The sequence below is a fragment of the Pseudomonas sp. PS01270 genome, assembly GCF_029959775.1.
Taxonomy (GTDB): domain Bacteria; phylum Pseudomonadota; class Gammaproteobacteria; order Pseudomonadales; family Pseudomonadaceae; genus Aquipseudomonas; species Aquipseudomonas atacamensis.
This window is the reverse complement of sequence record NZ_JASCPT010000159.1, coordinates 1-10,070: the sequence shown is the minus strand read 5'-3', so window position 1 is coordinate 10,070 and position 10,070 is coordinate 1. Positions and strand designations below refer to the sequence as shown.

Sequence of the window (10,070 nt, the reverse complement as noted above, 5' to 3'; positions counted from 1 at the left end):
GTCAGCAGACAGGTCGATATCTGACCTATCGCATTCGCGAGCAAGCTCGCTCCCACAGGTTGTGCTGTGTAACGATGTACACCGCACCAACCCGACTCTCGTGATCGAACCTCAACGCCGTCAGAATGTCACTCGGGATGCAGTTGTTTTTTTGCCAAGGATCGATATGACCAGCCTCAACCCCCAAGACACCTTCGTCCCCGGACGTCTGCAACAGATGTCCACGCGCGTTGCCTTTTTCATTGCCGGCCTCGGCATCGCCGCGTGGGCGCCGCTGGTGCCGTACGCCAAGGCGCGGGCCGGGCTGGATGAGGGCACGCTGGGGTCATTGCTGCTGTGCCTGGGCGTCGGCTCGATTCTGGCGATGCCGCTGGCGGGGATTCTCGCCACGCGTTTTGGTTGCCGACGCGTAGCCACCGGCGGCACCTTGCTGATCTGCGCGGCGCTGCCGTTGCTGGCGACGGTGTCGTCGATCCCGGCGCTGATCGCCACGTTGTTCATGTTCGGCGCCGGCCTCGGCACGGTGGATTCGACGGTGAACCTGCAAGCAGTGATCGTCGAGCGCGCCAGCGGCAAGCACATGATGTCGGGTTTCCACGGTTTGTTCAGCCTCGGCGGCATTGTCGGTGCGGCGGGCGTCAGCGCCCTGCTCGGCCTCGGCCTGACACCGCTGGCGGCGATGCTGGTGGTAGTGGTTTTGCTGATCGGCGCCTTGCTCAAGTGCGTGCCGCACATGTTGCCCTACGGCAGCGAAAGCTCCGGCCCGGCGTTCGCCATTCCCCATGGCATCGTGCTGTTTATCGGCGGCATGTGCTTCATCGTGTTCCTCACCGAAGGCGCGGCGCTGGACTGGAGCGCAGTGTTCCTCGCTCAGGAACGCGGGATCGACACGGCTTACGCGGGAATGGGTTACGCAGCGTTTGCCCTGACCATGACCGTCGGCCGTCTGCTCGGTGATCGCATCGTGCGCAAGCTCGGTGCGACGCGGATCATTCTGTTCGGCGGGCTGTTGGCAGCGGCGGGATTGTTTCTCGCCACCTTCGCGCCGAGCTGGCAAGCGGCGCTGCTCGGTTATGCGCTGGTCGGCGCCGGCTGTTCCAACATCGTGCCGGTGCTGTACACGGCGGTGGGCAAGCAGACGGTGATGCCGGAAAGCATCGCGGTGCCGGCGATTACCACCCTCGGTTATGCCGGGATTCTCGCCGGGCCGGCGGTGATCGGTTTTGTCGCCCATGCCAGCAGCTTGAGTTTTGCCTTTGGCCTGATGGCGGTGCTGTTGGTCGCGGTGGCCATCGGCGGTAAGACATTGAAAGTATGAAGATTAGCGCGACACCTGTCAGGTTTGACACTAGACAGGCTTCGACCCTTTGAATCATGGTGATTTCCAGCCCCGCGGAAATGGAAATCTGTCATGAACATTCGAATTGGATCGGCTGTTGCACTTATCGCTCTTCTCCAGGGATGCGCCTCCGTCAATCGATACGACTGGGGCGAAGGCGCAGCCAACTTTGCTCCCGCTGAGTGGCTGGCCAATGCCAACGGACGTTATGCGCATTGGCAAGCCATTGGCCGTGTCGAAGTTGAAGGCGGCATGACCTGCTCCGGTACACTCATTGACACACGAGAACCCGGTACTGTATCGAATCCGGCTTATGTACTGACCTCCGGACACTGCACACATCCGGAGATAGGCAATAACGAGGTCATCGTCAATCAGCCTGCAAAGGGTCGGGTGACGTTCAATTATTTTTTCGACACGCAACCGCACAGTCGCTCATATGCGGTAGGCCGGATTGGCTGGAGCACGCTACGTGGCCAAGACATCTCTATCGTTGAACTTGCCACCTCTCTGGAACAGTTGATCAGCGACGGTATCGAGCCTCTGAAACTGGCGCATGCCCCCTTGCCCGCTGAAGAAAACATTTTGATCACCGGCGCGCCCGTGAACGGCTTCATTCAGCGAATGGCATGCAAACAGGAACATTCGGCAGCGGTCATCGAAGGCCCTTGGCGATGGGTAGGACAATCGAGCAACCGTTGCCTCGATGTTGTCAGTGGATTATCCGGCTCACCATTGCTTGCGCGCTATACCAATGAAGTCGTGGGTGTGTTGGGCACTACCACGCGCGGAAGTGACCGTAATCGATGTGACAAGGGCGCCCCCTGCGAAGTCATTGCCGGGCAGGTCAACAAGCGAACTGCCACCAACTACGCCTCCACAACCGAAGGTCTGGGTGCTTGCTTCACCAAAGGACGTTTCGACCCGCGTCCGGGTGACTGCCCGCTGGGAGCGGCATGGTCTTTTCCTACATCATCGCAAAACAGCGATTACATCAGAGTCGAGCGTGACGAGCACGGACAAGTCGTGCCATGGCATTGGCTGCAAACCTTCGCATTGAGCGCTCCCTACTACCGCTATCGCTATACGCGCACGCTGGACGAATGCCAGTCGCTTGCTGGGTATAGCCAGGTACAAACCGCTCGCCCTGGTTCCGAGAATCAGTTGAGCCATGAACTCAAAGAAGGTGCGGGGCTATATTTTCTCTGCCTGATCGGCCAACAGCGGCCTACGGACGTGCCAAAACAATCGGATGGAAAAACCCCCAGCATTTATTGGCGGTGGTTGCTGGAAGCACCAGCGCCGTTGGCGCCGGCCTATAAAATCGAATGGGGGGGTGACGATGACTACGATGTCAGGGTTTTTCCGGTCTCACCGGATCTGGATCCCTTTCAATTTCAATACAAGTCCGGGCAGCCCGGGAGCGTCAACTGCAATGACGGGCAGGGATTCCAGCGCGTATCGCCCTCCACGGGCGTGTTCCATGTTTCCGTTGCCAATGGCCGGCAGAACGTCTGCCTCAAAGGCGCAGACCTGGCTGGGAATCCCGGACCGACCATCGACTTTCTGATTCCTCAATAGCTTCAGGCCTGTTGTGGCTGAGCCGTGTGAAACCGGTTCAGCCACAACAGCGCCTTAGAAACCGACGCTGGCCTGCACGAAGAACGTGCGCGGTGCGCCGACATACATCCCCGAGTTGTTGTCGCTGGAGCGGGTGAAGTACTGCTTGTCGAAGACGTTCTTTACCCCGGCACCGAGCTTGAGGTTCGACACCTGCGGACCAAAGTCGTAGCCGCCGCGCACGTTCCAGGTCACGTAACCCGGGATGTCGCCGTACTGCCCATCCGCTGTGCCTTCGGTGATGTAGTTGCCGTTGAAGCTGCCATCCGCATTCACACCGGTGCCCGGCGAACGCTGTTTCGATTTGGCGAAGCCATCGATGTTGTACGTCCAGCGGTTGATCTCGTAACGCAATCCGACCGTGGCCACCTGCCGCGAATAGAACGGCAGATCGCGGCCCTTGAAGCCGGGGATCTCGCCTTCATAGGTGGCGCGGGTGTAGGTGAAACCGGCGTTGGCGGTCAAACCATCGAGGCGCGGATCGAGGGCGGCCATGTCGTAGTGCGCCGAGGCTTCGATGCCCTGGTGCTTGGTCGCACCGAGGTTGGTCCATCCGACGTCGTTGCTGATGTATTGCAGTTCGTCATCGAAATCGATGTAGAACAGCGTCACCTCGCCGCCCCACACATCATCGTTGTAGCGCGTGCCGATCTCGTAGGTCTTGGCCTTTTCCGGCTCCAGACCGTTGGCGGTGCTGTCACCCGAACCGCCCTGGCCGAGCTGGAAATATTGCAGGCTGCCGAACGAGGTTTCGTAATTGGCGAACAGCTTCCAGGCATCGGACAGGTGATACATCACGCTCAGCGCCGGCAGCGGCTCATTGCTTTCGATGCTGCGGTTTTTTTCCGGGACCGGCCGGCCAGCGGTGTCGAGGACAGCGCGATCATGCCAATCGGTGCTGATGTGTTCGAAGCGAATGCCCGGGGTGATGGTCCAGTTACCAACGTCGATCTTGTTGTCGACATACACCGAATTGGCCTCGGTGCCACCGGTGCGATCCTGGAATACATGGCCGTCGGAGGTCGGCGTGACTACTGGCTGGTTGTTGACCAGCGCCAGACGACTCGACACTTCGTGCATGGCCTCTTTCAGATAGCGATAACCGACGCTGACTTCCTGGGTGGTCGGGCCGACATCGAACACCCGCGACACGCGCGGCTCGATGCCGAGGGTGTAGTAGGAACGCGGGTAAGAGCTGAGGGTGCGCTGATCGCGCGCAGCGATGGTACTGCCGCGAAAGCTGTCGGTGTAGTAGGTGAGGATTTCCGCCTGAGTGCGCTCGTCGATCTGGCGGATCCACTTGAACGACACGTCCTTGCGCCGGCCTGTGAACTGGTCGTAGTCACGCACCGATTCGTACGGTTTGTCGTCGTACTGACGCTGGGTCAGACCGCCGGGCATGTCGGCGCTGGCGTCGTAATAGTGGAAATTGAGACTGAAATCGTCCTGATCGGTCGGCGCCCAGTGCGTCTTGAGCAGCACGTCGTCGATGTCGTTGCCGTTGTTGCGCTCGCGATAGCCGTGACCGTTGACGCCGGAATACAGCAGCGCGACGCCCATGCCGTTGTCGGCGGTGCCGCCAAGAAATGCGGTGTCGATGTGTTTCCAGCCGCCGTACTGAGTGGTCTCCAGCGTTGTGCCGATTTCGCCGGTGGTTTTCTCCGGGATCGCGCGGGTCACGAAGTTGATCACGCCGCCGACGTTCTGTGGTCCGTAACGTACTGAACCGGCGCCACGCACGACGTCGATGCTGTCGAGGTTGCCCGAGGAAATCGGCGCCATCGACAGTTGCGGCTGGCCGTACGGAGCAAACGCGGCAGGTACGCCGTCGATCAGCACGGTCGAGCGTGGCGACAGGCGCGAAGTCAGACCGCGTACACCGACGTTGAGGGAAATATCACTGCCGCCGGTGCCGTTGGAGTCCTGCACCTGCACGCCGGGCACGCGTTTGAGCACGTCGCTGACGTTCATCGCGCCCTGCTCGACCATCGCTTCGCGGCGAATCACCGTGCGTGCGCCGGGGTGGTTTTGCACCACCGCAGCGTCCGCGTCACCGAGCCAGTCGCCGACCACTTTGATGTCGGTCACGCCGAGCTCCAGCGGGCCGTTGCTGGCTGCGGAGGTGGCTGTTGGGGCGAGCGTGACCGAGCCTTCATTGATCTGATAATCGAGACCGCTGCCCTGCAACAGCTGCCGCAAAGCCTGCTCTGGCGAAAGGTCGCCGTCGACCGCTGGCGCCTGTTTGCCGGCCACCAGTTCGGGGCTGAAAAACACCTGCAGCGAGGTTTGCTGGCCCAGCTCGCTCAATGCCTGGCCCAGCGGTTGCGCGCGAATATGAATGGCTTCATCGGCAAACGCCAATGGCATCGCGGCACTGACCGCCAGCGCGAGAGCCAATGGCAACCAAGGGGATTTTTTATTGTGGGTTGTGGTGATGTTCACGTCGTACGCAGTCCTGTGGATCGCAAGAGTGTGCGGCTGTTAATGCAAACCAGTTGCAGTTGAACAGGAAGACGATGAACTGAAAAAAAACCTGAATGCTATCTGGAAATTATTTCCTGACTGCCATCGGCAAGGGTGCGCACCGTCACCGGCAGGATGCTCGGCAAGGCTTTGAGCAAGGCGTCGGTGTCATCGGATTTGAACACGCTGGTCAGGCGCAGGCTGGCCACGTTCGGCTGGGATACGGTCAGCGGTTTGTCGCGATAGCGCGATACTTCCGCCGCTACTTCGCCGAGGCTGGCGTTGTTGAACACCAGTTTGCCGTTGCGCCATGCGGTCAGTTCCGCCGGGTTGACCGCGTAGGCCGGCAGGACCTTGCCCTGGGCATCGACCGCCGTGCCGAGGCCTGCGGTGAGGTTGATGAATTGGTTGTCCGGGGCAGCACTTCCCTGCACCTTCACCGTGCCCTGCTCCACCGCCACGCGGGTCTGCGTGGCATCGCGGCGCACATCGAAACGCGTACCGGTGACCGTGACCCTGCCGCTGCCGGCTTCGACAATAAACGGACGCGAGGCGTCGTGTTCAACACTGAACATCGCCTCGCCCGCGCTCAATTCGATCAGCCGTCGATCCTTCTCATAACGCACCTGCAAGCGGCTGCGACTGTTCAGATCGATTACAGAACCGTCCGGCAACGCCACATGCTTGCGCTCGCCCGGCGCCGTGGCGAATTCAGCGCGGTAAGCGCCCGGATGATTCAAACCACTGAACAGGCCAAGCCCCAGCGCCACGGCCAGAACGCTCGCGGCCACGGCATAACGCAGCAACGGCCGGCGTTCGCGGCGGGGAGTTTGCGCAAGCGCCTGAAGACGCGACGTCGGCAGCAGATCAGCCGCCGTCCACAAACCCTGCAGCAACTGGAATTCTTCGCGGTGTTGCGGATGCTCGTTCAGCCAGGCCTCGAAGCGCTGCTGTTGCTCGACGCTGACATTCGGCTCCTGCAGACGCACGAACCAGGCCGCCGCCTCTTCCCGCACCGCCGTTTGCCCACAGGCGCAATCACCCGTTTCCATCATGGAATGTCCTGTCCGGCTGAGAATGAAAAGGTGCGAACGCTCATGATTGCAAGCCATCCAGCCGCTCACGCAGATGCCGCAGGGTGCGGATCATATACTTTTCGACCATGTTCTTGGACAGCCCCAGGCGTTCGGCGATTTCTGCCTGCGTCAGGCCTTCGATCTTCTGCCAGACAAAGATCTTGCGGCAGTTGAGCGGCAGCTCGGTGAGCGCGCGTTCGATGGAATCGGCCAACTGGATCGCGTGCATGTAATGCTCCGGATCGCCCGCCGACGACGCAGTGTCCTCGACCGCCTCCGACTTCAGGGCGCCCCGCCGGTCCTCCCGCCGATAACCGTCAACGGCGATATTGCGTGCGGTCTGATGCAAATACGCACGCGGCTGCTGCACCGCCGCCGAATCTGCCTCGAGCACCCGCACAAAGGTGTCGTGCGCCAGATCCTCGGCCTGCGCGCGATTGCGCAGGCGCCGAGTCCAGGTGCCGATCAACTCTTCGTAATGCTCGAAAAAGCCGGGTCTGCGGGGACGCATGAGGGTTGGCGACGCGCTGAGGAAAGAGGCGCGAATAGTAATGCTTCCTATTAAGGCGAGGCAATCGATTCCTCGAACAGAGCGCTCAGGGCGCGTTCCTGGTCAGCCGGGTTCGCTCAACCAGCTGCAGGTAGTTTGCCAACATCGCCAGACCTTGCGGCGTCATCAATGACTCCGGGTGAAACTGCACGCCATAGATCGGCAGGTTTCGGTGCCGAAGCGCCATGATCTCACCCGGCATGCCGTCGTCATCCAGCACTTGCGCAGTAGCCACCAATTCGACCGCGCTGCGACGAGATCCTTGATGATTTCCTGTTGCCCGTAAATCATTACGGTTTGCCCGGTGAGTGCCTCGAAATCCAGTTCACGGGTAGATCCGTCGTAATGGAACTGCAGGGTGGAATGTTTCATCCCTTCAGCATGAACTCTTTCACCCAGACCACTTTGTGTCAGGATGCGGACAGTCGCGGGTGTAATCTGGCCCGCACGACTGCGTCCCTCGACGTATTCCCTGGATCGGCTTTCAACAATGATATTGCTGATATTCATCTGCGAAAGCAGTTGCCCCAACATTAATCCAGCCGGCCCTGCTCCAACGATTGCAACCTTTGTCCGCATGGGGTTGTCCCTCTGAGTAATAAGGCTTAAAGCAAACACAATTCAAATGGCCGGGACGCTGCCTTCGCCATCCATGTCGAAATCAGTTCTTCCTGAAAATCACACTGCTCATGTACTGATGCAAATCACGAAGGTCGTTAATACTCCACGCATGTGGCGGTATCTTTACGCCGTTTTCTCGCAATGTTTTCGGGATCAAATTCCCGCTGGGCCGAAGTATCACCGACGAAACGATAACCCCCGGATATTCATCAAGTCTTTTTCTGAAACCTGGCAGAGTAAGATCAGGAGTTGCCGGATTGCTTTTGTTCGCCAAGGGACCTGTCCCTCTGATGTCTGCTCCGTGGCAAACTGCGCATCGCTGCAGATACAGTTTTTTCCCGTTAGCGTTATCCGCGACTGACACGGATGTTTGCGCAGCCAATACCAAACTCAGCAACACAGTGATTTTCTTACTCATATTTTTGATGCTGCCTATTTGTACCGGTGGATATGAACGACCTTGTTCCAGCGTAATCAAGGCTTGTCAAAAACCAGACGAAAGACTTCATCCGACATGCAGGCGGCCCACGATAACTTGTTGGTCGCTTCTTTTATTCCGGTTACCAAAACGTATCGCGCGCTTCTAAAAAGAAACGAACGAGTTCCAGGATCTGGTTATTTTCCGGAATTACCGGTCGGTAAGAAATTTTCCCGCGCCGAGGGTTGAAGAATAACTATTGCTACAGCGCAGAAGAAAAACAGAGCAACGATTGACTGCCTTGACGGTAAAGGCATGCGGAGGCGAACAGATAAGTAATGCGATGAGATGAAACATGCCAATCCCTTGAGCCGTTCATAGTCTGATCTATAGCGATGAGTACATCCTTACTCACGGCGACTAATCTCACACTTGTTTCAGAATATGTCAACACCTGATAATCAAATTGACAACACTGAAAATATCCTGAAGCAATCAGAGTTCCGTGGTCTGAATGGTCAGCGCCAACGCCCAAGCGCTACAGACCATCAGTGTTTCTCCCAAACCCTGAAACCGGCCGGCGTGCATCAGACCCGTGCCTATCAACCAGGCATACATCGAGCCCAGCAACGCGCCTGCCGTACCCAAGCGATCGCCAAAGCGCAGCCGTGATGACTGACCGGTTCCAGGGCACCGGCGCCATGCTGGCCGGTGATGATCACGGTCTGCTTCATCATCGCCACAGCAATGGCGCCCTTGATGCGCAAGAGCGCCGAGCGCACGGGCATTGATGCCCCGCCTGCGGGAGCTGCCGCAGGCTGCGAGCTTTTGACTTTGCCTTTAAAAGACAAGATCAAATTATCGCAGCCTTCCGCAGCTCCTTCAGGGGATTGTGGGCAGCTTAGGCCTGCGGCAGTTTGCGGAAGCCCACAGCCAAGCGATTCCAGCCGTTGATGGTGTTGATCGCCACCGTCAGGTCAACCAGTTCCTTCGGCGAAAACTGTGCAGCGACGACTTCATAGTCTTCGTCCGGCGCGTGGGTCAGGCTCAGTTGTGTCAGCGACTCGGTCCACAGCAGCGCGGCGCGTTCACGCTCGCTGAAGAATGGCGCTTCCCGCCATGCCGTCACGGCGAACAGGCGGCGTGGGGTTTCGCCGTCCTTGATCGCGTCGGCGGTGTGCATGTCGATGCAGAATGCGCAGCCGTTGATCTGTGAAGAGCGCAGCTTGACCAGTTCGAGCAGGCTCTTTTCCAGCGACAGTTTCGAGACGGCATTTTCCAGCGCCATCATCGCTTTCATGGCATCAGGGGAAGCGGTGTAGAAATCGGCACGAGGTTGCATGGTGGGCTCCGGGGTAGCGATTGAATGTGTGGCTACGTTAGTCCCCGGGGGTGGTTCGGCAAATAGCCAATATTGCAGAAGAACGGTAGGCCACTTGGCGCGGCGACTGACCGCTCGTCACTCGACGGGCACCAAGGTTTCAGTGCGCCTGACCAATATCAGGTAATCCCCTTTATCAGGAGACGTACCATGATGACGCGCAAATTCACTTCGTTATTGTTGGCCGGCCTGCTCGCCACGGCATCCGCCGCCAGCTTCGCTGCCAATGACAGCACCGATGCGACGGGCACCAAGTCCGGCGGCGCCAGCAGCTCGACCATGCCGCCAGACAGCACGCCGGGCTCGCCTTCCGTTGACAGCAATTCTGGTGGAACCAATAACGGAACTGGCACAGGAACCGGGACAGGAACTGGTTCGGGCATGGGCACTGGCACGGGCACCAATGGCGGCGCCAGTGGTTCGGGTTCCGGCGCGGGCGGTGGCACCGGCTCGGCCGGCGGCGGCACGGGTGGTGCGGGCGGTGGCACGGGCAGCTGAACGAACAAGAGCCATCCCAGATAAAACAACACTGAGTAACTGTGGGAGCGAGCTTGCTCGCGAAGGCGTTGTGTCAGTCGACTGATTTGGTCACCGGTGCGCCG

At 59.2% G+C, this 10,070-nt stretch carries 11 protein-coding genes; 3 read left to right on the top strand and 8 right to left on the bottom strand.

Going from position 1 to position 10,070, the window contains the following annotated elements:
- Positions 1-166: 166 nt before the first annotated feature.
- Both QMX86_RS25525 and QMX86_RS25520 read left to right on the top strand, forming a co-directional pair.
- Positions 167-1,318 carry an MFS transporter gene (locus QMX86_RS25525; protein WP_282386950.1) on the top strand — a complete coding sequence of 384 codons (1,152 nt, stop codon included), beginning with the start codon at positions 167-169 and terminating at the stop codon, positions 1,316-1,318.
- Between the two features lie 93 nt (positions 1,319-1,411).
- Positions 1,412-2,920 (top strand): trypsin-like peptidase domain-containing protein, encoded by a 1,509-nt coding sequence (locus QMX86_RS25520; RefSeq protein WP_282386951.1) that lies wholly within the window; start codon positions 1,412-1,414, stop codon positions 2,918-2,920.
- Positions 2,921-2,974: 54 nt separating this feature from the next.
- Here the strand turns inward: QMX86_RS25520 and QMX86_RS25515 are convergent, their stop codons facing one another.
- From QMX86_RS25515 to QMX86_RS25480, 8 genes are all read right to left on the bottom strand, one after another.
- Entirely contained in the window at positions 2,975-5,401 is a 2,427-nt protein-coding gene (locus QMX86_RS25515) for a TonB-dependent receptor (RefSeq protein ID WP_282386953.1), read from the bottom strand.
- 98 nt (positions 5,402-5,499) lie between these two features.
- Positions 5,500-6,477 carry a FecR family protein gene (locus tag QMX86_RS25510; RefSeq protein ID WP_282386956.1) on the bottom strand — a complete coding sequence of 326 codons (978 nt, stop codon included), beginning with the start codon at positions 6,475-6,477 and terminating at the stop codon, positions 5,500-5,502.
- 40 nt (positions 6,478-6,517) lie between these two features.
- Positions 6,518-7,009 carry a sigma-70 family RNA polymerase sigma factor gene (locus QMX86_RS25505; protein WP_073471396.1) on the bottom strand — a complete coding sequence of 164 codons (492 nt, stop codon included), beginning with the start codon at positions 7,007-7,009 and terminating at the stop codon, positions 6,518-6,520.
- Between the two features lie 85 nt (positions 7,010-7,094).
- Positions 7,095-7,235 (bottom strand): hypothetical protein, encoded by a 141-nt coding sequence (locus QMX86_RS25500; RefSeq protein ID WP_282386963.1) that lies wholly within the window; start codon positions 7,233-7,235, stop codon positions 7,095-7,097.
- Positions 7,175-7,627, bottom strand: coding sequence for an FAD-dependent monooxygenase (locus QMX86_RS25495; RefSeq protein WP_282386964.1), 453 nt, complete (start codon positions 7,625-7,627; stop codon positions 7,175-7,177). Before QMX86_RS25495 ends, QMX86_RS25500 begins: the two co-directional genes overlap by 61 nt.
- Before the next feature lie 82 nt (positions 7,628-7,709).
- On the bottom strand, positions 7,710-8,087 hold the full coding sequence (locus tag QMX86_RS25490) for a c-type cytochrome (protein WP_073471400.1): 378 nt from the start codon (positions 8,085-8,087) through the stop codon (positions 7,710-7,712).
- 602 nt (positions 8,088-8,689) lie between these two features.
- A complete protein-coding gene (locus QMX86_RS25485; protein WP_130930139.1) occupies positions 8,690-8,875 on the bottom strand; it encodes a hypothetical protein in 186 nt (61 codons plus the stop codon).
- Between the two features lie 113 nt (positions 8,876-8,988).
- Positions 8,989-9,429 carry a carboxymuconolactone decarboxylase family protein gene (locus QMX86_RS25480; RefSeq protein ID WP_016775423.1) on the bottom strand — a complete coding sequence of 147 codons (441 nt, stop codon included), beginning with the start codon at positions 9,427-9,429 and terminating at the stop codon, positions 8,989-8,991.
- Between the two features lie 189 nt (positions 9,430-9,618).
- Between QMX86_RS25480 and QMX86_RS25475 the strand changes: the two genes are divergently transcribed.
- Positions 9,619-9,966, top strand: coding sequence for a hypothetical protein (locus QMX86_RS25475; protein ID WP_282386968.1), 348 nt, complete (start codon positions 9,619-9,621; stop codon positions 9,964-9,966).
- The last annotated feature ends 104 nt before the right edge of the window (positions 9,967-10,070 follow it).

Coding starts and splice junctions, on each gene's coding strand:
- QMX86_RS25525 (WP_282386950.1), top strand. CDS start 167: ATGACCAGCCTCAACCCCCAAGACACCTTCGTCCCCGGACGTCTGCAA.
- QMX86_RS25520 (WP_282386951.1), top strand. CDS start 1,412: ATGAACATTCGAATTGGATCGGCTGTTGCACTTATCGCTCTTCTCCAG.
- QMX86_RS25510 (WP_282386956.1), bottom strand. CDS start 6,477: ATGATGGAAACGGGTGATTGCGCCTGTGGGCAAACGGCGGTGCGGGAA.
- QMX86_RS25505 (WP_073471396.1), bottom strand. CDS start 7,009: ATGCGTCCCCGCAGACCCGGCTTTTTCGAGCATTACGAAGAGTTGATC.
- QMX86_RS25500 (WP_282386963.1), bottom strand. CDS start 7,235: ATGGCGCTTCGGCACCGAAACCTGCCGATCTATGGCGTGCAGTTTCAC.
- QMX86_RS25495 (WP_282386964.1), bottom strand. CDS start 7,627: ATGCGGACAAAGGTTGCAATCGTTGGAGCAGGGCCGGCTGGATTAATG.
- QMX86_RS25490 (WP_073471400.1), bottom strand. CDS start 8,087: ATGAGTAAGAAAATCACTGTGTTGCTGAGTTTGGTATTGGCTGCGCAA.
- QMX86_RS25485 (WP_130930139.1), bottom strand. CDS start 8,875: ATGCCCGTGCGCTCGGCGCTCTTGCGCATCAAGGGCGCCATTGCTGTG.
- QMX86_RS25480 (WP_016775423.1), bottom strand. CDS start 9,429: ATGCAACCTCGTGCCGATTTCTACACCGCTTCCCCTGATGCCATGAAA.
- QMX86_RS25475 (WP_282386968.1), top strand. CDS start 9,619: ATGATGACGCGCAAATTCACTTCGTTATTGTTGGCCGGCCTGCTCGCC.